Annotated in this window: 26 protein-coding genes and 1 pseudogene; 12 read left to right on the top strand and 15 right to left on the bottom strand. The window is 62.8% G+C overall.

The window, feature by feature from the left end; translation table 11 throughout:
- Positions 1-97 precede the first annotated feature (97 nt).
- Positions 98-1933, top strand: coding sequence for an acetyl-CoA carboxylase biotin carboxylase subunit (locus BDK88_RS14415; RefSeq protein ID WP_130501033.1), 1836 nt, complete (start codon positions 98-100; stop codon positions 1931-1933).
- A gap of 171 nt (positions 1934-2104) precedes the next feature.
- Here BDK88_RS14415 and BDK88_RS14410 read toward each other — a convergent pair whose 3' ends face one another.
- The gene (locus BDK88_RS14410; RefSeq protein ID WP_130501032.1) at positions 2105-3238 is read right to left on the bottom strand and encodes a TIGR04053 family radical SAM/SPASM domain-containing protein; all 1134 of its coding nucleotides are present in this window, start codon (positions 3236-3238) and stop codon (positions 2105-2107) included.
- Positions 3239-3386: 148 nt separating this feature from the next.
- Between BDK88_RS14410 and BDK88_RS14405 the strand changes: the two genes are divergently transcribed.
- Positions 3387-3698 (top strand): Htur_1727 family rSAM-partnered candidate RiPP, encoded by a 312-nt coding sequence (locus BDK88_RS14405; RefSeq protein WP_130501031.1) that lies wholly within the window; start codon positions 3387-3389, stop codon positions 3696-3698.
- Positions 3695-4912: a TIGR04347 family pseudo-SAM/SPASM protein gene (locus BDK88_RS14400; protein ID WP_130501030.1), complete on the top strand. Its 1218-nt coding sequence runs from the start codon at positions 3695-3697 to the stop codon at positions 4910-4912. Before BDK88_RS14405 ends, BDK88_RS14400 begins: the two co-directional genes overlap by 4 nt.
- Before the next feature lie 188 nt (positions 4913-5100).
- Here BDK88_RS14400 and BDK88_RS14395 read toward each other — a convergent pair whose 3' ends face one another.
- Complete coding sequence (locus BDK88_RS14395) at positions 5101-5511, bottom strand: MoaD/ThiS family protein (RefSeq protein ID WP_130501029.1); 411 nt, start codon at positions 5509-5511, stop codon at positions 5101-5103.
- Between the two features lie 433 nt (positions 5512-5944).
- Between BDK88_RS14395 and BDK88_RS14390 the strand changes: the two genes are divergently transcribed.
- The gene (locus BDK88_RS14390; RefSeq protein WP_130501028.1) at positions 5945-6226 is read left to right on the top strand and encodes a HalOD1 output domain-containing protein; all 282 of its coding nucleotides are present in this window, start codon (positions 5945-5947) and stop codon (positions 6224-6226) included.
- A gap of 157 nt (positions 6227-6383) precedes the next feature.
- Here BDK88_RS14390 and BDK88_RS14385 read toward each other — a convergent pair whose 3' ends face one another.
- Complete coding sequence (locus tag BDK88_RS14385) at positions 6384-7136, bottom strand: ribonuclease H-like domain-containing protein (RefSeq protein WP_008010093.1); 753 nt, start codon at positions 7134-7136, stop codon at positions 6384-6386.
- Positions 7137-7234: 98 nt separating this feature from the next.
- Here BDK88_RS14385 and BDK88_RS14380 point away from each other — a divergent pair, with 98 nt between their 5' ends.
- Positions 7235-7975 (top strand): DUF7547 family protein, encoded by a 741-nt coding sequence (locus BDK88_RS14380; protein ID WP_130501027.1) that lies wholly within the window; start codon positions 7235-7237, stop codon positions 7973-7975.
- Here BDK88_RS14380 and BDK88_RS14375 read toward each other — a convergent pair.
- The 3 genes from BDK88_RS14375 to hflX form a co-directional block, all read right to left on the bottom strand.
- The gene (locus tag BDK88_RS14375; RefSeq protein ID WP_130501026.1) at positions 7972-8331 is read right to left on the bottom strand and encodes a nucleic acid-binding protein; all 360 of its coding nucleotides are present in this window, start codon (positions 8329-8331) and stop codon (positions 7972-7974) included. The two genes, BDK88_RS14380 and BDK88_RS14375, sit on opposite strands and share 4 nt — an antisense overlap.
- Positions 8328-9488 (bottom strand): thiolase family protein, encoded by a 1161-nt coding sequence (locus BDK88_RS14370; protein WP_130501025.1) that lies wholly within the window; start codon positions 9486-9488, stop codon positions 8328-8330. The genes BDK88_RS14375 and BDK88_RS14370 overlap by 4 nt, the downstream gene beginning before the upstream one ends.
- Before the next feature lie 132 nt (positions 9489-9620).
- Positions 9621-10922 (bottom strand): GTPase HflX, encoded by a 1302-nt coding sequence (gene hflX, locus BDK88_RS14365; protein WP_130501024.1) that lies wholly within the window; start codon positions 10920-10922, stop codon positions 9621-9623.
- 383 nt (positions 10923-11305) lie between these two features.
- On the opposite strand from hflX, the gene BDK88_RS14360 reads away from it, so the two are divergent.
- Entirely contained in the window at positions 11306-11620 is a 315-nt protein-coding gene (locus tag BDK88_RS14360; RefSeq protein WP_130501023.1) for an FUN14 domain-containing protein, read from the top strand.
- A gap of 15 nt (positions 11621-11635) precedes the next feature.
- Here the strand turns inward: BDK88_RS14360 and BDK88_RS14355 are convergent, their stop codons facing one another.
- The 8 genes and pseudogenes from BDK88_RS14355 to BDK88_RS14320 form a co-directional block, all read right to left on the bottom strand.
- Entirely contained in the window at positions 11636-12361 is a 726-nt protein-coding gene (locus BDK88_RS14355; RefSeq protein ID WP_130501022.1) for a ribosome assembly factor SBDS, read from the bottom strand.
- A gap of 138 nt (positions 12362-12499) precedes the next feature.
- Positions 12500-13258, bottom strand: a complete 759-nt coding sequence (gene psmA / locus BDK88_RS14350; RefSeq protein WP_130501021.1) for an archaeal proteasome endopeptidase complex subunit alpha — start codon at positions 13256-13258, stop codon at positions 12500-12502.
- Positions 13259-13262: 4 nt separating this feature from the next.
- Positions 13263-13748: an Rpp14/Pop5 family protein gene (locus tag BDK88_RS14345; RefSeq protein ID WP_130501020.1), complete on the bottom strand. Its 486-nt coding sequence runs from the start codon at positions 13746-13748 to the stop codon at positions 13263-13265.
- Positions 13745-14377 (bottom strand): class I SAM-dependent methyltransferase, encoded by a 633-nt coding sequence (locus BDK88_RS14340; RefSeq protein ID WP_130501019.1) that lies wholly within the window; start codon positions 14375-14377, stop codon positions 13745-13747. Before BDK88_RS14340 ends, BDK88_RS14345 begins: the two co-directional genes overlap by 4 nt.
- Entirely contained in the window at positions 14361-15065 is a 705-nt protein-coding gene (locus tag BDK88_RS14335) for an RNase P subunit p30 family protein (RefSeq protein ID WP_130501018.1), read from the bottom strand. Before BDK88_RS14335 ends, BDK88_RS14340 begins: the two co-directional genes overlap by 17 nt.
- Positions 15066-15375: 310 nt before the next feature.
- The gene (gene tbsP / locus BDK88_RS14330; RefSeq protein ID WP_130501017.1) at positions 15376-16194 is read right to left on the bottom strand and encodes a transcriptional regulator TbsP; all 819 of its coding nucleotides are present in this window, start codon (positions 16192-16194) and stop codon (positions 15376-15378) included.
- Positions 16195-16644: 450 nt separating this feature from the next.
- Positions 16645-16889 (bottom strand): annotated as a pseudogene (locus BDK88_RS22345) (transposase); the annotation flags it as partial.
- 14 nt (positions 16890-16903) lie between these two features.
- Positions 16904-19051 (bottom strand): hypothetical protein, encoded by a 2148-nt coding sequence (locus BDK88_RS14320; RefSeq protein ID WP_130501016.1) that lies wholly within the window; start codon positions 19049-19051, stop codon positions 16904-16906.
- Positions 19052-19333: 282 nt separating this feature from the next.
- Here BDK88_RS14320 and glyA point away from each other — a divergent pair, with 282 nt between their 5' ends.
- A complete protein-coding gene (gene glyA / locus BDK88_RS14315) occupies positions 19334-20581 on the top strand; it encodes a serine hydroxymethyltransferase (RefSeq protein WP_130501015.1) in 1248 nt (415 codons plus the stop codon).
- A 270-nt stretch (positions 20582-20851) separates the two neighbouring features.
- Complete coding sequence (gene folD / locus BDK88_RS14310; RefSeq protein ID WP_130501014.1) at positions 20852-21745, top strand: bifunctional methylenetetrahydrofolate dehydrogenase/methenyltetrahydrofolate cyclohydrolase FolD; 894 nt, start codon at positions 20852-20854, stop codon at positions 21743-21745.
- On the opposite strand, the gene BDK88_RS14305 is transcribed toward folD, so the two are convergent.
- Positions 21742-22464, bottom strand: coding sequence for a DUF7117 family protein (locus BDK88_RS14305; RefSeq protein ID WP_130501013.1), 723 nt, complete (start codon positions 22462-22464; stop codon positions 21742-21744). The genes folD and BDK88_RS14305 overlap by 4 nt on opposite strands.
- A gap of 389 nt (positions 22465-22853) precedes the next feature.
- Between BDK88_RS14305 and BDK88_RS21260 the strand changes: the two genes are divergently transcribed.
- The 4 genes from BDK88_RS21260 to BDK88_RS14290 all read left to right on the top strand — a co-directional run bounded on the left by BDK88_RS21260 (position 22854) and on the right by BDK88_RS14290 (position 26525).
- Positions 22854-23000: a hypothetical protein gene (locus BDK88_RS21260; protein ID WP_008010059.1), complete on the top strand. Its 147-nt coding sequence runs from the start codon at positions 22854-22856 to the stop codon at positions 22998-23000.
- A gap of 449 nt (positions 23001-23449) precedes the next feature.
- Complete coding sequence (locus BDK88_RS14300) at positions 23450-23725, top strand: PadR family transcriptional regulator (RefSeq protein WP_008010057.1); 276 nt, start codon at positions 23450-23452, stop codon at positions 23723-23725.
- 103 nt (positions 23726-23828) lie between these two features.
- Complete coding sequence (locus tag BDK88_RS14295; protein WP_130501012.1) at positions 23829-25127, top strand: MgtC/SapB family protein; 1299 nt, start codon at positions 23829-23831, stop codon at positions 25125-25127.
- 39 nt (positions 25128-25166) lie between these two features.
- Positions 25167-26525, top strand: coding sequence for an aminotransferase class III-fold pyridoxal phosphate-dependent enzyme (locus tag BDK88_RS14290; protein ID WP_130501011.1), 1359 nt, complete (start codon positions 25167-25169; stop codon positions 26523-26525).
- The last annotated feature ends 13 nt before the right edge of the window (positions 26526-26538 follow it).

The raw sequence follows: 26538 nt of genomic DNA, 5'->3' as shown, positions 1-26538 counted from the left end.
GTCCGCGATAATGGTTTGATAAATAACAAAAACACCCTGTTGCGACGAATCAGTTGCGAAAAAGTAACGTAGGCCCCTCACGACGGTTTCGACAGGAATGTTCAGGAAGGTTCTCGTGGCCAACCGCGGGGAGATCGCCGTCCGCGTCATGCGGGCGTGTGAAGAGTTGAATATCGGGACTGTCGCCATCTACTCCGAGGCCGACAAGGACTCGGGGCACGTCCGCTACGCGGACGAGGCGTACAACGTCGGCCCGGCACGAGCGGCTGACTCGTATCTCGATCACGAGGCCGTGATCGAGGCTGCACGCAAGGCCGACGCCGACGCCATCCACCCCGGCTACGGCTTCCTCGCCGAGAACGCCGAGTTCGCCCGGAAGGTCGAGGAGACCGACGGCATCACCTGGGTCGGCCCGTCCGGCGACTCGATGGAAGCGCTCGGTGAGAAGACCAAAGCCCGGACGATCATGAACGAGGCCGACGTGCCGATCGTCCCCGGGACGACCGATCCCGTCACCGACCCCGAGGAGGTCAAAGAGTTCGGTGAGGAACACGGCTACCCGATTGCCATCAAGGCCGAAGGTGGCGGTGGCGGCCGCGGCATGAAGGTCGTCTGGGACGAGAGCGAAGTCGAAGACCAACTCGAGAGCGCCCAGCGCGAAGGTGAGGCCTACTTCGACAACGACTCGGTCTACCTCGAGCGCTACCTCGAGAACCCGCGTCACATCGAGGTCCAGATCGTCGCCGACCAACACGGCAACGTTCGTCACCTCGGCGAGCGTGACTGTTCGCTCCAGCGCCGCCACCAGAAGGTCATCGAGGAAGGCCCCTCGGCGGCGCTCTCGGACGAACTGCGCGAGAAGATCGGCGAAGCGGCCCGTCGCGGTGTCTCGGCTGCTGACTACACCAACGCCGGCACCGTCGAGTTCCTCGTCGAAGAGGACGCCGGCCGTGACGGCCCGCTCGGTCCCGACACGAACTTCTACTTCCTCGAGGTCAACACGCGGATCCAGGTCGAGCACACGGTCACCGAGGAGATCACGGGTATCGACATCGTCAAGCGCCAGATCCAGATCGCCGCCGGCGAGGAACTCGACTTCGCACAGGACGACGTCGAGATCGACGGCCACGCGATGGAGTTCCGCATCAATGCCGAGAACGCGGCCAACGACTTCGCGCCCGCGACCGGTGGCACGCTCGAGACCTACGACCCGCCAGGCGGGATCGGCGTCCGGATGGACGACGCGCTCCGACAGGGCGACGAGCTCGTCACCGACTACGACTCGATGATCGCCAAACTCGTCGTCTGGGGCGAGGACCGCGACGAGTGTATCGAGCGCTCGCTGCGCGCGCTCCGTGAGTACGACATCGAGGGCATCCCGACGATCATCCCGTTCCACCGGCTGATGCTGACCGACGAGGAGTTCGTCGCGAGTACACACACCACGAAGTATCTCGACGAGGAACTCGACGAGACGCGCATCGAGGAAGCCCAAGAGCAGTGGGGCGGCGACACCGGCGACGGTGCCAGCGAAGACGACGAGGAGGCCGTCGAACGCGAGTTCACGGTCGAAGTCAACGGCAAGCGCTTCGAGGTCGAACTCGAGGAACACGGCGCACCTGCGATCCCGGCCGGCGACATCGACGCCGGCGGCGCACAGGCCAGCCGTCCGGAGCCGGCAGGCGGCTCCAGCAGCGACGAGGCCGACATCGCGGGCGACGGCGAGACCGTCGACGCCGAGATGCAGGGCACGATCCTCGACGTCGAAGTCGAGGAAGGCGACGAGGTCGCCGCCGGCGACGTGCTGGTCGTGCTCGAGGCCATGAAGATGGAAAACGACATCGTCGCCTCGCAGGGCGGCGAAGTCACGCAGATCGCCGTCGAAGAAGGCGAGAGCGTCGACATGGGCGATACGCTGGTCGTCCTCGAGTAACGCCGACGAGCGACTGCGATTGCGATCCGTTTTTTGCGATCTGTCGCGTTCGACGTGAGCCACATCGCCGTCCCGTCGACTGTGCCGGTCATACGGACTCCTGTCAGTCAGTTCCGGTGGGACCGCGACCAGCACTGCGGGCCCACCGGGACAGCGTGACAGCAGACCGTATCAGCCACCGCTCGAGACGCCGCGAGCCCCGCTGTCCGCGTCATCCCAGGGGAGGGGGCCGTCGTAGACCTCGGGGACGAACGGACAGAGCGGATCGCTCGCAAGCGGGTCGCCGGTGTGGGCGAACGCCCGCGAACGGCTCCCGCCGCAGACGTGGCGGTACGGACAGGCCCCGCATTTGCCCGAGAGCCGGTCGCGGTCGCGCAGCGACTGGAACAACGCCGAATTCCGGTAGCTATCGGTGACCGGCCGGTCGCGGACGTTCCCCGCGGATTCAGGGAGGAACCCCGAGGGGAACACCTCGCCCGTATGGCTGACGAACGCGAAGCCGTCGCCTGCGACGATACCGGTCCGGCGCTTGACGCCTGGGTCGGGCGCGGCCCCTTTCTCGCCCCCATCGGCTGTTTCTCCCCGTCGTTGCATCACGACCCGCCGATATTGCGGGGCTTCGGTCGTTTTGACCCCGAAGGGCTCCGTCTCGCTGACCTCGGCCAGCCACGCCATCACCATGTCGGCCCGCTCCGGTGTGATCGGCTCGAGGATCTGGCCGCGGCCGACGGGTACGAGGAAGAAGACGCTCCACATGACGGCCCCGAGGTCGGCCAACAGCTCCCGAATCGCGGGGAGTTCGTCGACGGTCTGCTGGCAGACCGTGGTGTTGACCTGGACCGGCAGACCGGCCGCGCGAGCGTCTTCGACGGCTCGGATCGTCTCCGCGAAGCTGCCCTCCTCCCCGCGGAAGGCATCGTGAGTCTCAGCTGAGGCACCGTCGAGGCTGACGGCCATGCGCTTGAGGCCAGCATTAGCCATCGCCTCGATGCGGTCTGCGGTCAGCGAACCGGTCCCGCTGGGCGTAATCGTCATCCGGAGTCCGAGATCGTCACCGGAGGCGATCAGTTCCTCGACGTCGTCGCGGACGAGCGGGTCGCCGCCCGAGAGGACGACCAGCTGGCCGTCGCCGAATTCGGCCGCGTCCTCGAGCAGCGCCTTCCCCTCCGCCGTCGAGAGCTCGTCGGGATGACGTTGGGGCTTGGCGTCGGCTCGACAGTGATTACAGGCGAGGCCACAGGCCTGGGTGAGTTCCCAGATGAGGACGAACGGTCGCTGGGCTGTCTCGAGTGTGCCGGGACGCATATCGGGAGGTGGGTGTCAAACAGCCGAAAATACGACCCGTCGTTCCCGATGGCTGAGAAAACGGGAAGATGTTCGACCGGGGAGGGAGGTGTTCCCACACACTGGGAGGTCACGGAACGGCCTTCGGTATCGTCTCGTAGGTGTCAGTATGGTCGAGAACGCACGCCGGTCTCTCGTCGAGAGCGACGAGCGAGGGAACCCGACCCCACAGTGGGAAATCTTCGTTCGCGTCGAGGCGGCCGATTCGATGCGCCACGTCGGCAGCGTCGCCGCCGCGAGCGCGACGGAAGCTCACGAACACGCGTCCCGCCTGTTCGGCTGGGACGCCGCCGACGTCTGGCTCTGCCCGGCCGAGGCAGTCGAACGGTACTCGACGCGAGGGCTCACAACCGACACCGAGGGCGAGGAATCGCGCGTCAACGAAGGGACCGACGGGAAACCGGAGGTGCAGGACGCGTGATTTCGATCAGCAAACTGCTCTGTGATCTCGACGCGGAGGGCGACGGACTCCGCTACGACGCGGCCGAGGGCTCTAAGAAACCACAGATCACCGAAAAGAAACAGCGGCGGCCGGTCGTCGTCTGGAACACGACCCGCCGATGTAATCTCTATTGTTCGCATTGCTATGCGGGCGCAGACCTCGACCCCGCGTCCGGCGAGTTCACGACCGCCGAAGGGAAGGCGTTTCTCGACCAGCTCGCCGACTACGGCGCGCCAGTCGTGCTCTTCTCGGGCGGTGAACCGCTCGTGCGCGACGATCTGGTCGAACTCGTCTCCTATGCGGCCGATCAGGGGCTCCGACCGGTGTTATCGTCCAATGGCACCCTCATCACCCGCGAAAAGGCCGCGGCGCTGCGTGATGCCGGGCTCCAGTACGCCGGTATCTCTGTCGACGGCCTCCCCGAGCGAAACGATCGGTTCCGCGGCGAGGACGGCGCGTTCGACGCCGCCGTCCGCGGCATCGAGAACTGTCTCGAGGCCGGCCTCAAGACCGGGCTGCGATATACGATCACCGAAGCCAACGCACCCGACCTCGAGGGGGTCGTCGACTTACTCGCCGAGAAAGGGCTCGATCGGTTCTGTTTCTATCACCTCGATTACGGCGGCCGCGGGGCCGAAATCGTCGACGCTGACCTCTCCCCACAGGAGAAACGCGAGGCGGTTCGCCGTGTGGCGGACATGACCCTCGAGTACCACGACCGCGGCGAGGAGATCGAGACCCTGTTAGTTGGCAACTACGCCGACGCTGCCTTCCTCGTGGAGTACGCCCGCGAGGAGTTCGGCGAGGCGAAAGCGCAGGCAGTCTACGACTACCTCGAGCGAAACGGCGGCGACCCGACCGGCGAGCGGATCGCCGACGTGGACTATCAGGGCAACGTCCACCTGACCCAGTTCTGGCAGGGCTACAGTCTCGGCAACGTCCGGGACCGGCCCTTCGGCGAGATCTGGGAGGACGAGTCGAACCCGCTGCTCGAGGCACTTCGCAACCGTGAGGAGCACCTGAAAGGAAAGTGTGCCGATTGCCAGTACCAGTCGATCTGTCGCGGAGCCTCGCGATTGCGCGCGCTGGCGGCGACCGGCGACCTCTTCGAGCCCGATCCGCAGTGTTACCTCACCGACAACGAGGTCTTCGGTACGGAGGCAGGATCGATGGCCGGCGGTGCCGCGGACTGAGACGGACTCCTGTCAGTCAGTTCCGGTGCACCCGCAACCCGCACTGCGGTCCCACCAGTAAATCGGTACAGCAGACCGTCTGCGACAGCCCGTTGTCACTACTTTTCGGCACACTCGCATGGATGGAGAGAGGGACGCCGGCGCTGACTGGTAGGAATCCGTATGAGTCCATCTGTCAGCACGTCCGTTCAACAGCAGAACATGAAGGGGTAGATCAGCGCGACACGGTCCCCGTCGGTCAGTTCCGTCTCGAACCCGCCGAGGTGTTCGTTGAACCGGCCGTTGACACAGACCCGTGCGTACGGCCGCGTTTGCTCACCCTCCGGATTCTTCCGCCACGTCCCGGGCAAGTCGTCGGGTACCGGTGCCCACCCACTGTGGGTCGCCTCGGACTCGGTTTCCGCGATGAGCATGTCTTCGAGGCCGTACTCCTCGAAAAAGGCCTCGAGGAAATCCCGGAGCCGGGTGCCATCGAACGTGAACGTGAGTTCGTGACTGCCGACGGCGTCGCGGACGTGGCCGGTACAGCGAACCGTCACCGTCGTCGTGGCGTCGCTTCGACTATCGGTCTCGGTGGCAGTGGCTCGGTTAGCTCCCATACGTGAACGATACTGCTCGCGCGTGTAAACACCTCATTGCGAACATATTCGGTGGATAGCTGTGGCTGCCGGCCATCAACTGATTCGAGATGTAAGCGACATTGTAGATCGAGTCTCACGCCCGGTGGCTCGAACTGGATTTCACCAGCGCGGACACGAAGCGGACGACGAGAGAGTCCATGCCGAACATATAACGCAACCGAATCGAACGAGACCGCAGGCTTGCGGTTTTCCTGTCGCTATAATCACTGATTGTCCGATAGATGTCGATTCTTGAATTGTTTTAGACCGTGTGAAATAGTTTAAATGATTTATTTATAAAAGCACAATAAATACGTTATTGCACACATTCGAGCTATAATAGACAGAACTGGGTTTTGCGATCAGGTTGAGGTCAGAGGATTTATACTGGATCGATGTAAGAGTCCGGCCAATGCTACTCTCAGTCGATCGCTCGGAACCGACAGTCGGGCAGTCAGTAAGTTTCGACGTGGTTGAGGCCGTCGCCGAGCGTGAAGGCGTCGATCCACTCAACCTCGAACCGCCTGAATACGATGCCCTCTACGACGTCATCAATCCCGAGGCGCTCGACGCGCTCTTTGCGACCCGCGAGAACGGCCGTGAGCGACCGACCGGCTGCGTCGAATTCTCCTATTGTGGCTACCGGATCGTCGTCACGAGCGACGGCGAGGTCGAGGTGTCCGACCTCGAGTGACGGCGTCTCTTTCGAAGCCCACCCTGCGTTCACCACACGTGGGGTCGGCCGAGTAAACGGTCTCCGAAGTGACGAGCGGCCGCACGGTCGTCGCTGTCCCCTTTCTCTCGGAGCGAGGACGATGCTGGCCAGCCCCCTCAATTTCGCCGCGACCCGCTCACTCGTCAGCCAGCGCAGCCTCGAAGACGCGCTCGTGGAGCCGATCGGCGACGATCTCCATCAACGGTTCTAGATTGGCCGTGTCTGCGCGGTTGTACTCGATAAGTGTCTCGAGGGCACCGTCGTCGCCGCGTTCGTACTCGTGCCAGAGGCGCACCGCATCGCGGCCGCTGATGTCGGGCATGTCCCGATCGATACCCAACTCTTGTTCGATCGTCTTCAGGCCGCCGTCGAGCCCGATCTTCTTACAGGGATACATGAGATCAACATGGGGGACGTCGATGGTGACGTCGAAACAGGTCTCGAGGAACGGGACGTCGAATCGCTGTCCGTTGAAGGTGACGAGCAGGGCCGAGTCCTCGAGTTCGCGTGCGAGACGGTCTCCCGTCAGATCGCGTTCTTTGACGAACGTCTTCGTCTCGCCGCCCTGGTGGAGGCTGACGGTCGTCACATGGTTCGTCTCGGCGCTAAGGCCGGTCGTCTCGATGTCCAGAAAGCAGGTTTCGTCGCTGACGTTCTCGTAACACCGCCAGCGACTCGCAGCAGGCAGCGCCTCCGCAAAGACGGAGACGTCGCCACGCTCGAGGTGGGTTCGGCCCTCGTCGATGAACGTCTCGATCCGATCCGCAAGCGTCGAGCCGACGACACTGCCGTCGAACTCGTCCCAGTGAGTCACGCCGTTTTCCCACAGGCGTCGTTCGGTGGTTTCCCCGACGCCACGAACGGGAATGAAGCTGTTCTCGATTCGCACATCCGTTCAGCGGTTCGGTGGGGGTAAAAACGCTTGGATCGGCCGGAACCCAATACGCTGAGCGGCCGCTTTTTGAGCCACGCGGCCGTAAGTCACGTATGACCGACCGTGACGACGAACTCGTCGACGCCGTTCGCGAACTGACGAGAACGATCGACGAGCTTCGAACGGAACTCGAGGAGCCTCGCCGGCGCTTTCGGCCGCCGCTGCGACCGCCGACACCGCGAGAGTTGCTCCGACTCACCGACGAGGTGGCCCTTCCCGCCGCGCTGGCCATCCTCGAGGCGAACGTCCGCGCGCTCGAGGCGTTCCAGCGAGGCTTACAGATCGTTAGAACTGAGCGGGCAGCTCGCGACCGGACGTCGACGGCTGCAGAGGCGACGAGCGACCGCGCAAGTGAACTTCGACGGACGACGCTCTCACAACTCGATACAGTCCTGACTGAACTCAATCGGGCCGTCTCGGAGGGGAGTTTACCCGCAGACGAGGGGGCGCGCGATCTCCTTTCGGAAGCCCGCCAGCTTCGCGACGACGTCGACACGCGTCTCCGGGAGGCCGCCGACCGGACCTCCCAGTCGAGCGCGTCAGAATCAGCAGCGACTGGGGTCTCGATCGACATCGCAGACGGACCGCCAAGCGACGCCGGGGAACCGGCCAACGAGAATCGTGACGACTCCGACTCAGCCGTCGACGTCGACGCCGAACTCGAGACGCTGCGAGAGCAGTACGGCGAGGATGCTGCCGACTCGAGTGCGAGCGACGATGCCGATACCGACGATGACGATGCTGACGACACTGATGGATCTGAAAAAAGCGATGACGGAGACGAGCGTCCTTAGACCGGCTCGAACCGGTAGCCGTCCCAGTCTTGACTCTCCGGTTCGCGAATGCCGGCACCGGGCTCGCGAAGTTCGTCGACGTGAACCGGCAGGACCTCGTCGCCGGTCTCGACATCGCCGGTCGTCAGCTGGCCGATCGCGCGGACGGATTCGCCATCCACGTCGAACTCGACGATGGCGAGGTGGTTGGGCTCGCGGACGCCCGGCGGCGTCGCGGTGCTAGTCGTCCACGTGATGACCTCTGCGGTATACTCGCTGAGATCGATCGTTTCCGCCGGATTCGAACCACCGGGACCGCGCGGGTGGCCGGGGTAGCTGATCGAACCGTTCTCGTAGCGTGTCGCTTCCATCGTCATTGTGCTGCCTCCATGATCGTAGTAATCACACAGTTGCCAAATCCGCCCACGTTACAGCACAGGCCGGTCTCAGCCTCGACCTGTCGTGGCCCTGCTTCGCCCATGAGTTGTTCGTAAATCTCGACTGCCTGTGCGACGCCGCTTGCCCCCAGTGGGTGGCCCTTCGACTTGAGGCCACCCGAGGTGTTGATCGGCAGTTCGCCGGTATCTCGCTCGGTGTATCCCTCCTCGACGAGTTTCCACGCCTCACCGTGCTCGGCGAAACCGAGTCCCTCCATCTGGAGGAACTCGAGGATGGTGAACATGTCGTGGAGTTCGGCGACATCGATGTCGTCGGGTCCGAGGCCGCTCATCTCGTAGGCCCCCTTGCCGCTCTCGACGACACCGCCCATCACGGTCGGATCCTCGCGTTCGTGGACGACGTGAGTGTCCGTTGCGCCGTCGATCCCCGAGATAACGACGTAGTCGTCGGTGTATTCCTCGGCGACCGACTCGGGACAGAGCATCAGCGCTGCCGAGCCGTCCGTGATCGGACAGAAGTCGTACAGCCGCAGCGGATCGGCGATGATCGGCGACTCGAGGATCGTCTCGACGTCGACTTCCTTCTGGAACTGGGCCTTGGGGTTGTCGACGCCGTTTTTGTGGTTCTTGGACGCGACTTTCGCCAGGCTCTCGCGAGGCGCGTCGAATCGCTCGAGATAGTGGCGTGCGGTCAAGCCGGCAAAGGACGGTAGCGTGACGCCGGTTTTGTACTCGTCGCGGTGGGTCAGCGACGCGATGACGTCGGTGGCCTCACCGGTGGTCTTGTGGGTCATCTTCTCACCGCCGACGAGCAGGGTCATGTCACTGGCCCCGCTGGCGACCGACTGCCAGGCGGCGTAAATCCCCGCACCGCCGCTGGAACTCGTCTGGTCGATCCGTTGTGTGTACGCCGGCATCGCATCGAGGTCGTGTGCCAGCGCGTTCGGGACTCCCGTCTGTCCCTCGAATTCGCCGCTTGCCATGTTCGAGACGTACAGATGTTCGACGTCGTCGGCGTCGACACCTGCATCCCCGAGACATTCGATACCAGCCTCCGCAAGGAGGTCCGTGATCCACTCGCCCTCGCGTTGCCCGAACTGGGTCATCGAGGCACCAATGATTGCAACACGTTCCATATGCCAGGTGACTCTAGTCAGTGGTTTATATGTGGGGGGTCGTGACAGTGTTCGCTGCTTGACTCACTATTTCAACATAAGCCAACGATACCACCCACCAGTAGTCGGTCGTGGTCGACACCGACTCGAGGCTCACGCGGATTCGGCCGCGGCCGTCCGCAGTTCGCTCGCGCGCGAGCGCGCCTGCGAGACTATTGCTGGTCGAGCCTCGAAGGAGACGACGACGTCTTCGTCCCCATAGGTGACGTCGTCGACGTGGGCGTTGTCGTGGAGCCACGAGACGACGCTCATCGTGTCGTCGGTCATCGGCAACAACAGCCGTTCTTCCTCCCAGTCGGGCAGTTCCTCGTCGATCCGCTCGAGCAACCGGTCGATGTGCTGTCCTTCCTTGGCGCTGACTGCGACTGGATTCGGCGCAAGCGACGAGAGGGCAGCCCGCTTTTCGGCCAGTTCCTCGTCGCTGACCTGATCGATCTTATTGAGAACGGTCACGATCGGGGCCTCGTTGCGTTCGTAGAGGGTGTCGTGGGAGGTGACCAGTTTCTCGTGGATTTCGTCGATCGGCTCGCTGACGTCGACGACGAGCAAGACCAGATCCGCCCGGTAGACCGAGTCCAGCGTCGACTTGAACGACTCGACCAGCCAGTGGGGGAGATCGCTGATGAACCCGACGGTGTCGGTCACTAGCACGTCCCGACGGTCGATGTCCGCACGCCGGGTCGTCGTCCCGAGCGTGGTGAAGAGTTTGTCTTTCGATTCAGCCGTCGCGTCCAGATCGGGGTGAAGATCCTCGTTTTCGGAGACCTCGAGATCGGCCGCGAGCCGGCGCAACAGGGTCGATTTGCCCGCGTTGGTGTAGCCGGCCAGCGCGACCAGATCGAACCCCGAGTCGCGTCGGCGCTCTCGGCGTTGCTGTTCGGTCTGCTCGATCCGCTCGAGTTCGTCTTTGATCCGGCTGATCTGGGCTTTGATGTCCTGCTCGCGACTTTCGTCGTACTCACCAAGCCCCATGAAGCCGGGGTGTTCCTCGCGCTTTGCGAGGCTGGTCTTTGCCTCCGCACGGGGCAGTTCGTAGCGGAGTTCGGCCAGTTCGACCTGGAGCTGGGCCTTGCGCGTCTGTGCGCGCTGGCCGAAAATCTCGAGGATGAGCGTGAATCGATCGATGACTTCGACGCCCTCGGGCAGGAGCTTGCCGAGGTTGTACGTCTGGTAGGGACCGAGCCGGTTGTCGAAGATGACGGTCGTCGCATCCGTTTCCTCGACTAACGCGGCCAGTTCCTCGGCTTTCCCCTCGCCGATCTGGAGGGCCGGATCGGCCCGTCTGGACTGTGTGACCTCGCCGACGACGGTGTATCCCGCCGCCCGGGCCAGATCGCGAATCTCGCTCGTATCGGGCGTGCCTGAATCAACGCGTTTGACGATTATCGTGTTCATACAGAGAGAGCTGCGTCCGCCGGGTGCGGTCGGGCGTACTCACTCGAGTGCCATCGCTCGCCGAGCCGACGCGGCGACGGTTGCACGCGCCGAGCGACTCGACGAGATGGACACTGCCGCAGTGACCCGGTTCCGCTAACGATGCCGGTCGGACACCTCCGTTGGACGGACGTGGCTCATAGCCGCTCGTACGTGACGAATCGTCTTGAATCCAGTGCCCGAACCTATCGTCCGATTCGCTCGAGGGTGTGCCGTGGAAGCGATACGGTGACAGGGTCGCCGCGTTTCGGCTCTAGTCGCCACTGAACGTCACTGCATACTCGGCCACACAGCCGTCGTGCGATCACAAAAGTCATAGGAAGCGACTCGAATTGATGCGGGTGATGATCGATCTCGATCCGACTGCACTCGGCCTCGAGTTCGGGGGCGGTGCTATTATCGGCGGCCTCATCGGTTTTGCCGCCAAAAAGATCGCAAAACTGCTTGCGGTTATGGTCGGCGTTCAGCTGATGCTCTTTCGCTATCTCGAGTCCCAGGGCATCATCACCGTCGACTGGAACCGACTCTCGGCGGGCATTCTGCACACACAAGCACAGGCACAGGATACAGCGACCAGTGTGGTTCAGTCACTCATTTCGACACTGTCACTCGGCGCGGGCTTTACCGGCGGCTTCGTGATCGGCTTCAAACGAGGATAACGCGCTGCCTGAGCGCTATTGGGTCGACAGGTCGTCTTTGTCCTTGATAATCTCCGTTTCAGCTTCGCCGCTGGTGTATTCGTTGACTTCGTTGTAGAACTCGTTTTGCAGTCCTGCTGGGAACGTGAGCACGCCGATCCACGAGCCGTCGTTTTGCCACTCTTCGCGTTCTAAGTCGCCGAACTGACGGATCTGTGCCTGTGCGCTGCCGGCGTGTTCGGCGGGCACCTGCACCGCGACGGTCACTTCCTCGAACCGGATCGGGATGACCGGCCGCAGCGCGTCGAGGGCGTCGTCGACCTGTGCCTGGACTGGCTCCATCGGATCGACGGTGAAGCCAGCCTCCTCTAAGGCGTTCTCGATCCGTTCGGGCGGGTGGGGCGCGTTGTCCATCTGCGGGTTGACCGCGTTGCGCGTGATCGTGTCGATCAACTGCTTGCGCTTCTGTTCTTGCATCTCGCGGCGCTGCTCGGCCGTAATCTGGATCTCCCCTTGTTTGATCACTTCGGGGATGATCTCGAGTGGCTCCGTCGTCTCGAAGACCTTCTCGAGGTCGTTTTCGGCCGGTCGGTCGCCGCGAGAAGCGTTTTCAAAGACGTCCTCGGCTGCGATGACGTCTTCGAGGTCGCCATCGAACTCGTCGCGTTTGATCGCCAGTGCTGCGTCCGGATCGACTAACACTTCGAAGCGCGCCCCGTGGGACTCGAGTCGCGCCGTCACCGCCTCGTCGAGCGAAATCATACCTCACGATTCCCTCGCCAATTTAAAGAGTGTTTCCCGACGAGCGACCTCGGTCGGATGGGCACGGCATCGGCGCGGCGAGAGGGAGACAGCCGACTCGAGGGGTGGTAACGAACGCGAAAACGGATTCGTGAGGCGTTACTCGTCGGCCGTCTCGTCGTCGCCGGTGTCGAGGAGGTCGTTCTCCTCGAGGTAGTCCTCGATCCGATCTTTGTCGAACTGTTCGAAGGTCTCGGTTTCGGCGTCGACGGTTGCCAGTCCCACTTCGTTGGGGAGCAGGGAGCCATCGTTGACCGAGGCGAGTGCGTCGAGGGCGAGTTGGATGCCGCCGTCTAAGTCAGCCTCGTCGTCGTAGTTCTCCTCTAAGTAGTTCTGGAGTTCACCGCGGTCGGCTCCGACGGCCAGGGCCTTCCACTCGTAGGGGGTTCCCGAGGGGTCGGTCTCGAACAGCCGTGGTTCGCCGTTGTCGATGCCGCCGACGATCAGCGCGACACCGAACGGGCGGGCACCGCCGACCTGGGTGTACTGCTGGATGTGGTCGGTGACTTCCTTGGTCAGCGTCTCGACACCGATCGGCTCGCCGTAGCGCAGCTGGTTGACCTGTGACTGACGGCGGGCGAAGTCGATCAGCTGGCGGGCGTCGGCGACGTGGCCCGCACTGGCGATGCCGACGTGGTCGTCTGCCTTGTGAATCTTCTCGACGCTCGAGTCCTCGAGCAGCGGGGAGGGGACTCGTTTGTCGACGGCGAGTACGACGCCGTCGTTCGTTCGGACGCCGATACTGGCTGTGCCTCGCTTGACCGCCTCGCGAGCGTACTCGACCTGGTAGAGTCGGCCGTCGGGCGAGAAGATCGTGATGCCACGGTCGTACGCCTGCTGTTGGGCTTGTCCCTGCATAGTATCACGCTAAATCGTAATCGAGGTCTGTCGCGCCCGCGAACGCCTCATCGAGTCGGACATCCCCAACGCGATCCCGGAGGACAGCGACTCGCTCCTCGTTCCCGAACACGACGTTTCTCTCTTCGGAATCTTGCCCGCGTCGCCGTAAATAGTTTTCTTCAGCGGCACGGATCGTACCACTGATACCCCGGACGCGAATCCCGACGGGTGCGCCGTCGATCTCGTCGAGACATGCAAGCGCCGCGCGAGCGGGCTCGGTCTCGCCGCGACGAACTCTGACGATCGCCTCGCCCCGGCCATCGGCGAAGGAAAACCGCATGACCGTCAGATCGGCGTCGGCGCTACCCGGATCACCGAGCAGGTTCTGGCCTGCATACCACAGTTCGCGCTGGAACGATCGCCTGCCGATCCGCTCGTCCGGCCACGTCTCGAGTTCGACGGCGAGATAGCGCCAGCGCGGCCGGAGATGTTTCGGGAGGTGTTTCATTCGTCGGTCGCCACGTCGCCGCCAGTTGGATTCCGTTCCGCGACCAGCACGCCCACCTGGTCGTGGACGCGTTCGACCGCCGTCAACGAGAAGCCGGCGTCGGTAAAGGCGTCAGCGAGGGTTCCGACAGTCGCCGGATCGTCGACAGCAGGCGTATAGAAGGGGTCGTCGGGGTTTGGATCGCCGAAGAACATCACGTCGCCGAGGACGAATTTTCGGGGCTCGAGGGCGGCAATGACGTCGATCGCCTCTCGCTTTTCGTCGTCCGAGAGGTGATGGAACGCGAAGTTCGTGGTGACTATGTCGACCGGCCCCTCGTAGTCCGGCTCTCGGAACGTGCCGTGGCCGAACGCGACGTTTTCGAGGCCCGACGAGTCGGCCTTCTGTCGGGCTTGCTCGAGCATGCCATCGCTGATGTCACGGCCGACGACGCGCGCTGCATCGGGGGCGAGTGCAAGCGCGATCGCTCCCGTCCCAGTACCGAGATCGAGGACCACGTCGTCGGACTCGGGTGCGGCGTGCTCGACGACCAAATTCGCACAGGCGTGGTACTCCTCGGACTTCGGGTCGTCGTACGCGCCGGCTTTCTCGTCGAACCGGGCGGCATGTTCTTCAAGACTCTTCTTCATACCTGCCCCGTTCGACGCCGGGCTCAATGAACGACTCGGAGTGGATGTGGCGGTTTCGCTCGGCGAGCCGTCCCCACTCCGCGAGCCCGTCTTCGATGAACTCGCGTGTGAAGCCGATCTCCTCGCCGAGTGCTTTGAGTTCACGGGGGGCGCGCACCTCGAGATGTGAGGTTGGCTCAGCGCTGACGACATACGGCGCGTCGTAGTGGTCGACGATCTCCCGGAGCTTCCGCAGTGACTGGAGGGTTCGGACGCGCCGACCGCCGCTTTGCCGGAGGGCTCCCGAGAGGTCGAACTCGAGGCGGACGCCGTTTTCGACCGCGGCTTTCACGAGGACGTGATTGATATCGCCATCGCCGGCCATCGGGTGTGCGAGCACGTCGACTTTCGCCTGTTCGACCGCAAACCGGTTCATGGCGTTCGTCCCGCCGTGGACCGCGACGATCGTTTCGGTGGTCCGGTAGTTTCCCACCGCACCGCTGGCTGATTGTCGATCGTCGGTCCGAATCTCGACACCCTCGACGACATCGATCCCGTACTCGTCGCGAATTCGATCGGGGTCGTACTCGGCTCGAGCGTCCGCGTGATTACGCACGACCACGCCCTCGAACCCGTAATCGGCCGCCGTTTTCGCGAGTCTGGCGACCGTGCTCTGTCCGTCGGGGTGGGCATGGACGGCCTCGTACATACTCGAATCGTCTCACGGGGTCGACTTGGGGTTTGCGCCATGCGATAGCGCCAACGAACAGCCGAATACAGAACACCATGGCCGGGAGCGCGTCCGAACGATAGTGAGGGCGCGCGACTCGGGGGAGGGCAGGCCGTTACCTACTCTCACCGCGAGCGACCGCAGGGAGCGAGCGGGCCGACAACTGACTCGACGTGAGCAACGCGAACGGAGAGGAAGGCGGAGTGCTTTTGATCAACCTTTTACCGAGGGACATCGCGAGCGAGGTGCTGTGTGCCTCGCTCGTGATAGACCGCAGCGTAAAAGGTTGTTAGTTGAGAATCGACTGCGCAACCGTCGCGAGCTGACCGTTGTCGGCCTCTTTGAGCCGGTCGTCGCCGATCTTGAGCCGGAGCCGCGGGCGACCGACGTCGATCGGGACCTTCTCGGTGTCGATCAGACCCATGTCCTCGAGTTTGGTTTTCGTCCGCGAGAAGGTCGCCTTGGAGGCGATCCCGACGTCTTCGCCCCACTTGCTGATATCGTAGAGCAGGGCCTCGTTTTTGGCGGCGACGAGCAAGGAGATGGTGACTTCATCCAGACCATCGCCGTCACCGCGGGCAGTCTCGAGCGAGTCGAGAATCGCCGTGAAGTCGCCTTCAGCATCGGGGCTGATCTCGTCGGCGAGCGTTTCGCGGACATCCGTGATCGGCGGCGTCCGAAGGTTGAATTCGGATGCGTCGGCCCAGCGGTCCTCGTAGGTCGCGTAGGTGTCTGCGACGAAGTCCTCGGCGTCGGTGACGAGGCCGCCGACGCGGTCACCGGCGTGGACGACGGCGACGACGCGGTCCTCGGTGATCAAAAGCGAGTTTTCGGGGGCCTGCTCGAGCGTTCGCAACGCGAGTGCGCCCTCGCTGATAAGATCGGCCGCGTTCGAGGCGACGATGAAATCGTCCATGATGTCTTTCAGCGTGCGCTCGTCGGCGAGCATCTGTACTGCGGGAAGGTCGCCGTCGAACGTGGTGGCGACGGAGACGAACTCTTCGATGGCATCGTGCGATGGATTCACCATGAAGATATCACCGCTTGCATCCTCGAGCACTGACTCGAGAATATCGTCAATCTGATGGTTGAGTAAATTCGAGGTCATGCCTATACAGAAGTAATTGAGAGCGCAGTACTTAATTTTGGCGGCCATCTGGGCAGCAGAACTTCTCGTACCGTACCGAAACGGTAATTTTTGTCCAAGAACACGTTAGTTCGCCGACGGAATATCGCTATCTCTTATACAGATATGGGTTGATAGAGATGCAATTGGAAACGAGGATTGGTAATAGAGCGGCTGAGGGTGGGTTTTCGTTACTAGTACCAATAACTATAAACAACAAACGTGTTACTCTGCTATCGTATGAGTGTTCGACAGAACCTATGGTGGGGCGTTCGAGCGGTCATTACTCGAGGAGACCTCGAGTCGGACCGGACTCGATCGTCACGGAGTACTGTGCGGACAGAACGGGTCAGCACGTACGGCGGTCCTTGAGATCCGTCCGCGCCGAAAGTCACGGGAATCCCGACCGAATTGGGATAGTATCGGTCGCGGTTGACGACCTGTTCGCGTCCAGTCGAGACGTGTGGCCTCGCGAGATGAGGGACCACTACACTTCAGCTTCTGTTTTGCGAAGTAGGATTCGTCCGCTTTGCGTGTGCCGCCGGATCCAACACGGATTTACCACCGACCGAGACGACGGCAAAGTTACAAATCCCGAGATCAACACCAGCTACTTCGTCTCCTGGTGGTTCCGAGTCGATAGTGGTTCGACAGACGAACTGAAGCTGCCACTCATCGTCCGTGTCGACAGTTACCGATCGAATCGTGGCCAGAGTGCGTCCGACCAGTACACGTCCCCGTCGTAGATTACGGCTGCGTCCGTCTCTTTGAGCATCGTCACCAGTTCCGATCGTGTCAACGTAAACGTCGAGTCGTTCCCGCAGAGATAGGCGTACTCGTTGGTCTCGGTGTGCGGGAAGTAGTATGAGCCGGCTGCTCGCATCGAGTAACAGTCGAGACTCAAGCGATACTGCGTTTCCCGGCCGTCGGCTTCGAGTTCCTCGAGTCGCGCAGTGGTTGGTGGCTGGTCGCCCTGTGTGAGCGAGTGGGTGCCGTCGCCGACGACAGTGTAGTCTTTCCCCATCATGATGCGCCGGCGGGCGAGATCTATCGCTCGCTCGATGCTGAAGCCGTGAACCAGCAGTTTGGCGAACGTCGAGCCGACCTTGATGGCGTGGTCGTTCAGGACTTTGGTGAACGTCACCGCGCCGGCGACGCTGCCTTTCTCGATCAGGCTCTGTCCCTCATGGAAGGAGCCACACGCGTTGAGAAAGAAGGTCTGGACATTACAGCACTCGAGGCTCGAGGCTGCGAGCGTGCCGTCGGGACAGCACAGCCCGCCGGTTTCGCAGTGGCCGATGTAGTGAACGAAGTCGTGGTCGTCCTCGAAGACGCGGGCGAGTGTGGCCGTCTCGAGCGATTCCGCGACGGAGAGATCGATCGTCAGTTCTTCAGAGCGCTGGCGGTAGATCTCGGCAACGCGGTCGTGTTCGCCGGCCATCTCCGGATCGTTGAGGACGACATAGATCGAGATCGCGTCGTCCGCTCGCTCGAGATAGTCGAGGCGGTTGTCGTAGGCCTCGGGTGCAGATTTGAAGGCGTCGATCGGGACGCCGTCGGCCAGCCAGCCGTGGGCGCGGCCGCTCCGGAGGTCGGGTTTGAGGATGTCGACCGAGGCGACCTGCCCGGTGGTGGCCCTGGTTGCAGACGGAGCGCACGGCTGCTCGGTCCAGCCGTGGCCGGAATCGAGGCCACGATAGAAATCCTCGAGCGAGCGTTCGACCAGTTCTCGTCCCTCGAGCTCGGAACTGCGCGGGGTATAGATCATGCTCAGTCGGTCGAGCAAGAACGGCAGCGTTTCGACGCTCTCGTACGCGGGTGTGACGTACGTCGAGAGATGCCACTCGGGGAGTCGGTGTTTGATAGCCGCGTCGGGCACGTCGAGATAGGCTGCAAGGCGATCCTGCGGTGAGGCGTCGTACAGCGTGTCAGCGTCGAGGTCGAGGGACTCGAGCAGACTGTATTCGGCGAGGGTCGTCCCGTAGGGGCCGGCATTGCGGACGAGACAGTCGAGGAAGAACGTCTTCCGGAGCAGCCGTGCAACGTCGTGCTCTAACTCGGGCATCGGTGAGAGCGCCACGTCGTGCCCCCGGTCGACGAGTCGGAGTCGCGGACGATCTGGACCCGAACTGGATGAGACGTGACGGCAGTCGTCGGTCGTCCGGACCGTTGCCTGAAGATAGTAGGCAAGCGGCGCAGTGACGAACAGCGACTCGTAGTTGGGTGGCACGACGAGTTCGATCCCGTGGTCAGGAGTCCCAGACCGGATGCAGTCAGCGATCTCGAGGGAGTCACCGTGCTCGACCAGTGCCGGGTGGCCCCGGAGTGTGGGATACGAACGATCGGGGCCGTCGGTCTTGTGTGAGGCAGCCATATGTGTGATGGCGTCGGCGATCGCAGACGGGCGGTCTGGGACGGTAATCGTTCCCACAGGGAATTCGTGTCGACACCGGAGGCCGAGGACGACACGCGTTCGCGTCGGAAAGGAAATGATGACTTCCTCGTAATCGGGCGTCCGTTCGATCGTCGCCGCGCCGGAAAACCGGAGGTAGGACTTGATTTCGGTGTCGACGTCGACGATGTACTCGCCGGGCGGCAGTGACAGCGGCTCGCCACCAGGGTCGAGTTCGCGGTGATCATCGCAGCTGAGCGAGAACGCGTACACGACCGCGTGCGGGAAACGGAGTTTGTTAGTCGTTACGGCGACAGTCTCGTCAGCGGGACGCGGGATGTCGACACTAGCGCTATCGACGGCGATATCAACCCCCTCGACTGTCAACTCGGCGTTGTCAGCGTCGGTGACGTGAAGAACGTCGCCATCTACCTCCCACCAAATCATTTAGTTAGCTGAATGTCACTCGTATAAGTTAGTTGTATCGGGATGTTATGAATATAAGTTCGCCAGCGAGACCGGCCCCTCCATCAGCCGGGCGTTCGAGTCCGGCGCTGTCTGCGTCTCCGCGGGTCCGACGGGGAGCCGTGCGCTCCACTCGAGTGAGCGGCGTGCCTATCGTCCAACGGTTGCTCAGCCGCCGGGTCGGCCTCGTCGTGATGGAGCCAGTAGTGGCTCGACTTGCCGGGGAAGGGTACACTTATACAGCCGCCAGACCGCAATTCGGATATGGACCACAACAAGGTACGGGACGTCGATCCCGCCGTCGCAGACGCCCTCGAGGGCGAGGTACAGCGCCAGCGCGAGACGCTCCAGATGATCGCCAGCGAGAACCACGTCAGCGAGGCCGTCCTCGACGCGCAGGGCAGCGCCCTGACGAACAAGTACGCCGAGGGCTACCCCGGCGAGCGCTACTACGGCGGCTGTGAGTACGCCGACGAGGTCGAGCAGCTCGCGATCGATCGCGCCACGGAGCTGTTCGGCGCAGAGCACGTCAACGTCCAGCCCCACTCGGGCACGCAGGCCAATCAGGCCGTCTACTTCGCGATGCTCGAGCCCGGCGACAAGATCCTCTCGCTTGACTTGACCCACGGCGGCCACTTAAGCCACGGCCACCCGGCGAACTTCACCGGCCAGCTCTACGAAGTCGAACAGTACGAGGTCGACGCCGAGACGGGCTATCTCGACTACGACGGGCTCGCTGAGCACGCAGCCGAGTTCGAGCCTGACATCATCGTCTCGGGCTACTCCGCGTACCCGCGTGAGGTCGAATGGGAGCGAATTCAGGACGTCGCCGACGACGTCGACGCGCTCCACCTCGCTGACATCGCTCACATCACGGGGCTCGTCGCTGCCGGCATCCATCCCTCGCCGGTCGGTGTCGCCGACTTCGTCACCGGCAGCACGCACAAGACGATCCGCTCGGGACGTGGCGGTATTGTCATGTGTGACGAGGAGTACGCCGACGACATCGACGCCGCCGTCTTCCCCGGCGGCCAGGGCGGCCCGCTCATGCACAACGTCGCCGGCAAGGCCGTCGGTTTCAAAGAGGCACTCCTGCCGGAATTCGAGGACTACGCCGAGCAGACGATCGCAAACGCGAAGGCCCTCGGCGAGCGCCTTTCGGAGCACGGCTTCTCGCTGGTCTCTGAGGGCACCGATAACCACCTCGTGCTCGTCGACCTCCGCGAGAGCCACCCCGACACGAGCGGTGGCGACGCCGAAGAAGCGCTCGAGGAGGCCGGCATCGTCCTCAACGGGAACACGGTGCCCGGCGAAACGCGCTCGGCGTTCGATCCCAGCGGCATCCGTGCCGGCACACCAGCACTGACCACGCGTGGCTTCGACGAGGACGACTGCCGACAGGTCGCCGACCTGATCGCCCGCGTCATCGACAGCCCAGACGACGAGAGCGTCCTCGAGGAGGTTCGCGAGGAAGTCGCGACGCTGTGTGACGAGAACCCGCTGTACGAATAGCTGACGACGCATTCGTTTTCGCTGCTGCCGTCTCGCTGTCAGACGGTCTGCTACTACTGCGTACCGTCCCGTCGCGGGTGCGCCAGCACTGACTGAGAGGAGTCCGTCTCAGTAACTCGCGAGTGGCAGGAACGGTCGTCGCTGCGCTCTGACTGAGTCGACGAGCAGTTCGACGATGATATACATAGACGTGTATATCCGAACCGAATTGAGGGCGATTCTACGCACGAATCCGGGGATTAATGAGCCTCGCGGTCGCCCACTCGAGTAATGACCGAGATCATCGACGGCAACGCGGTTGCGAGTAACATTCGAGAGGAGTTGACAGAGGCGATTGAGACACTCGCAGACGCGGGCGCACGGCCAGGGCTGGCGACCGTCCTCATGGGCGATGATCCGGCGAGCCAGACCTATGTGAACATGAAACAGCGCGACTGTGAGGAGGTCGGCATCGAGAGTCACCACGTCGACGTCGACGGTGACGCCCCGGCTGAAGAACTGTTCGACACTATCGCGGACCTCAACGACAACGACGACGTTCACGGCTACATCGTCCAGGCACCCGTCCCGGACCACGTCGACTACCGCGACGTGATCCGCCGGGTCGATCCCGCGAAAGACGTCGACGGCTTCCACCCCGAGAACGTCGGCCGACTCGTCGCCGGTGACGCTCGCTTCCGACCCTGTACGCCCCACGGCGTCCAGAAGCTGCTCGAGTCTGCTGGCGTCGACACCGAAGGCAAGGACGTAACGATCGTCGGCCGCTCGGACATCGTCGGCAAGCCACTGGCGAACCTGCTGATCCAGAAGGCAGACGACGGCAACGCGACGGTGACGGTCTGTCACTCCCGAACCGAGGACCTCGCCGAAAAGACCCGACGCGCGGACGTCGTCGTCGCCGCCGCCGGCGTCCCGGAACTCGTCGACGGTTCGATGATTTCGGAGGGGACGGTCGTGATCGACGTGGGTGTCAACCGTGTCGACGCAGACACCGAGAAGGGCTACGAACTCGTCGGCGACGTTGAATTCGAGAGCGCAAAGGAGAAAGCCAGCGCCATCACGCCGGTTCCCGGCGGCGTCGGCCCGATGACACGCGCGATGTTACTATATAATACCGTCAAAGCCGCAAGCCTGCAGGAAGACGTCGCCGTCGACCTGCCCTAAGTTTCGCCGAACTCGAGGCTCGTCAACCGCTCTTGGGCCTGCGAGAACGCCATTTCGTCGCCACGCAGGCCGTTCGCCAGATCACGAGTCGCCGTGATCAGCTGTTCAGCGGCCCGTGGTTCGATGTCACCGTCGAGCATTCGGGCCCGCGTGACGTGTTCGCCGAGGGTCTCGAGGGCCCCTCGTTCGCTCGTGGTTAGCTCTCGATCCTCGGCCCACGTACGGATGTCGCGACGGTATTCGCGGACGGCGTTTGCGTACGCGAGTCCGCGAGCGGCGCGAAGCGATTTCGGAACGTCTGCGACGGGCGGGCGCTCGCCTTGGTCGGCATCGCGGAGCAGGGCAAGGAAGTACAATTCTTCGCGTTCGTCGAGGTGAATCTCGCGGGCGACGATGTCGGCGACGTGAAGCAGTTCGATCGCGGCCAGATAGGTATCGTCGAGTTCACGGAGGGTACCGGCGTTGACGAATCCGCGGCGACGAACGTACTCGCGACACCGGTCGCGGGCTCGCTCGGCGAGATCGTCGGATTCGACCTCGTCGATCGCGTTTCGGACGGGGGTCAGATCGAACGCGACCTGCATGTCGGTGTGTTCAGTCCGTTCGTCGACACCAACGCTCTGGAGGCTGCCACAGGCCGGACACCCGACGCTCCCAGTTTCGTAGTACGACCAGCGGGTCCCACACTCAGTACATTCGCGCTCGCCCCGGATTTTCATGGGTCTCGCTACGGACGGCGCACAAAAAATCTCACCGGACCCAGTTCGCGACCGTCACGGTTACTGACAGACTGTGAGACGAAAAAGACGGCTCAAGGCGGTGTTCGGGTGACCGAACGCGATGGGACGACCGTCGCTAACAGCCAATTAACGGCAGCAACGACAAGTCACAGCAACCCAATCCGAGTTGGTGGTCTGTGGGTGCTGTTCAAACGGACTCGTTCAACGATCGGTCAGAGTAGACAGAGACACACGCTGTCGTTCTACATTGTTTCGCCCCGAAAGACAGGTGTTTCCGTGTGAAACGGATGCGGGTTCGCCCGTCGTGACGCGAGGACGATTGAGACGGTGTAGCGGCGTTTTTCCGTTCTCACCTGATAGTGACGAGTATGCGAGACGAAGCCGAAATCCGCGAACAGTACGAGTTCCTCAAAGAGCACTTAGAGAGCGACGAAATGCGCCACGACGGCGTCGAAGAGATGTTCACCTACTACAAGCGAGCACTCGGCTGGGTACTCGAGGAGGAACACATCTAGGCGAGGCCCGGATCAGTGGCCGCGTCTGCGGTCAGCACTGCCGTTACATTTAAGTATACACAACGTAGTCTTCTACGTGACGCTTCGCTTGGAGGGCCGAAGCGTCAGCGGGGACCAATTCAGGGCGGCAAGCGGTCGCGTGACATTTTTCCGTCACGCGATCTGCTTTCCTGTTTCACTGTGATACTGTCGACTGGTGAGACTCGTCTATACTCGCTCGAGCCGAAGTCTCTAGTGATGGATCATCCTATATAATTGTGTCGAAACAAAATATCTGGACTGTAAACATGAACCGCACATTATGAGAGCATCACCGACCGATTCGTCATAGTCATTATGGGTCTCTCGAAGCCGAAACGACACGTCTCGCTGGTAATAACCCTCTTTCGATCGAAACAACCCGATAGCCTTATTAAAATTCGACAGTAAGTGCGATTGGTACTTTCCCAATGTACGACCTGACAGGATTCCAGCGTGACTTGCTCTACGTCATCGCTGGCGAGGAGGAGCCCCACGGACTGGCGATCAAAGACGAACTCGAACAGTACTACGAGAAAGAGATTCACCACGGTCGGCTCTACCCCAACCTCGACACCCTCGTCGATAAGGGACTCGTCGAAAAGGGCCGACGCGACCGCCGAACGAACTTCTATACGCTCACTCGCCGTGGCCGGCGTGAACTCGAGGCCCGCCGCGAGTGGGAAGAACAGTACGTCGACCTCTAGTCTGGGTCCGTGTTTCGTCGAGTGCCCACGATAGCGGCGCTCGAGGCCAGGTCGCGTTACCCTCGGCGGGTTGCTTATATACGATCATCGTGAACGGTCGGGGGTGAACGAGGTCGCGCTGCAGGTCGCTGAGACGCCGCTCGAGGAGACGGTCGTGCGGATCGCACTAGCTGGCGCACTGGGCATGTTTCTCGGGCTCGAACGCGAGTGGTCCCAGAAGTCTGCTGGCATTCGGACGTTCTCGCTGATTAGTTTGCTCGCTGCCGTCTTTACCGTCCTCGCCGTCGAGGCTGAGACACCGATCGGTGAGGGCCTGCTGGTCCTCGGTGGCGTCCTCGTAATCGTCCAGGGGGTGTTGCTCGCGGTCCAGGGACTCATGAGTGAGGACGAGACGGGACTCTCACTGACGACGTCGGTCTCGATGCTCGTCGCCTACGGCGTCGGCGCACTGGTCGCCGTCGGCTTCATTCTCGAGGGAGTCACCGTCGCCGTGCTCTCATCGCTGTTGCTCGTCTTGAAGCGCGAACTCCACGAGTTCGCGTGGGGACTGTCCCACGAGGAGATGCGCTCAACCATCGAGTTCGCCATCCTCGCGTTCGTCATCTATCCGCTCCTCCCCGCAGAGACGACCGTCGAATTCGCCGGGCTGGCGATCCCCCTCGAGCCGCAGGTCATCTGGCTGATGGTCGTCGCCGTCGCCGGGATCGGCATCGCCAACTACGCGATCGTTACAACGTATGGCGGTCGCGGGATCGCGATCACGGGCTTTTTCGGCGGCCTGGCGTCCTCGACGGCCGTCGTCGGGACGATGCTCGATCACGTCAGGCAACGGCCCGAAGCAGCCTCCTACGCCGTCGCTGCGATCTTGCTCGCAAACGCCGCGATGGCGACACGCAATCTCGCGATCGCGGTCGGCTTTACCGCTGGTAGCGACGCCGAAATCCTCGTCGAGGCGATCGTGCCGCTGGGGGCCGTCATCGTCCTCGCGTTCGCCGTCGCCGCGCTCACTGCCGACTGGGACGAATCTGGCCCGATGGAACTCGAGAGTCCGTTCTCGCTGCGAAACGCCCTCGGGTTCGGCGTCGTCTTCCTCGGCGTGCTCGTCTTCGGCTCGCTGGCCGAGACGTGGTTTGGCACCCTGGGCTTCTACGCGACAGCCGTCGCCAGCGGCTTCGTCTCGAGTGCCGGCGCAACGACGTCGGCGGTCGTCCTCTACCGTGGCGGCCAACTGGGCGGGCCAGAGGCCACAATCGCTATTCTGCTCGCGACCGTCTCGAGCATCGTGGTCAAGGCCCTGTTAGCGTCGACGTCGACGAACACCGGCTTCCGGAACCGGGTCGCAGCCTACAGCGCAATCCTCCTGATCGGCGGCGCGCTCGCGTCGGTGCTCGTCGTCGTGTAGGCATTAGTACCTTTATTGGGCCATGACTAATGGTACCACATGGACCGCGCAACGATCGAACCAGCGGTAGACGACCTCCCCGGCGAGCGGGCCCGCGAGTGGGTCACCTACCACCACCGGTTTGCTGCCCCGAGTACGTACGTCTACGAGTTCGTCTGGGATGTCAGCCGTGAGGCAGTCGGCCCGTTCTGTACCGACGTCGACGGTAACGTCTTACTCGATTTTACGAGCCACGTCGCCGCCGCGCCGCTTGGCTACAACAATCCCGCCATCCGCGAGCGCCTCGAGGCGTTCGACCTCGTCGATCCGCTGAAAATTGCCGGGCAGGACTTCTACGTGAGCGGCGGTGGCCCGCCCGACGACCCGGAGTTGCCGGGGCCGACCCAGCTCATGGACCGGCTGGTCGCCATGACGGACCAGTACGACATGGATCGGGTCTTTCTCTCGAACTCCGGGGCGGAGGCCGTCGAGAACGCCATCAAGATCTGCTACGCTGCTGGCGGTCACCGGGGGTTTACCTTCGACGGCGCGTTCCATGGCCGAACGCTGGGAGCACTCTCGCTCAACCGCTCGAAAGCCGTCCATCGAACCGGCTTTCCGGAAATCCCGGGCGTCATCAGCGTTCCCTACCCAACCACTGACGAGGAATACGACACCCGCTGGCGGACCGACGGCCCCGGTGGCAACGTCATCGCCGACGCACTCCACCCCGACCGCGGCGTGATCGACCCCAACGAAGTCGCCTACGTGATCATAGAGCCGATTCAGGGCGAAGGCGGCTACCGCGTCGCCCATCCCGAGTTCGCCCGCGACCTCGAGGCGCTTCGCGAACGCTACGGCCTCCGGGTCATCGCCGACGAGATCCAGTCAGGACTGGGCCGGACGGGCGAACTCTGGGCCGTCGACCATCTCGAGCTCACGCCGGACGTCATTGCGAGCGGGAAGGGGCTCCGCGTGGGCGCGACGATTTCTCGGTCCGACGTGTTTCCCGCCGAGCAGAGTCGACTCTCCTCGACGTGGGGTGCGGGCGACGTCATCGCCGCTATGCAGGGCGTGCTCACGATCGACGTCATCCACGAAGACGATCTGCTCGCGAACGTCCGCGAACGTGGGAGTCAACTCCGGGCGAGACTCACAGATGCCGTCACAGACGGCGACGCCCCAGGTGTGATCGACGTTCGCGGTCGCGGTCTGATGCTCGCCGTCGAGTTCGATACCAAAGCGCGCCGGGATACGGTCCTCGAGGCGGCGTTCTCACGCGGCCTGCTGACACTCGGCTGTGGCTTCAAAACGCTGCGATTGCTGCCGCCACTGGACGTGACCGAACGAGAGATCGAGCTCGGGGCGGGGCTGTTGCTCGAGGCGATCGACAGCGTTGCAGACGGCACAGACTGCTAGGATAGAACGAGAG

This window comes from Natrinema hispanicum (assembly GCF_004217335.1).
GTDB lineage: Archaea > Halobacteriota > Halobacteria > Halobacteriales > Natrialbaceae > Natrinema > Natrinema hispanicum.
Note: the sequence above shows the minus strand (reverse complement) of the source record. Positions and strands in the feature narration are given on the sequence as shown.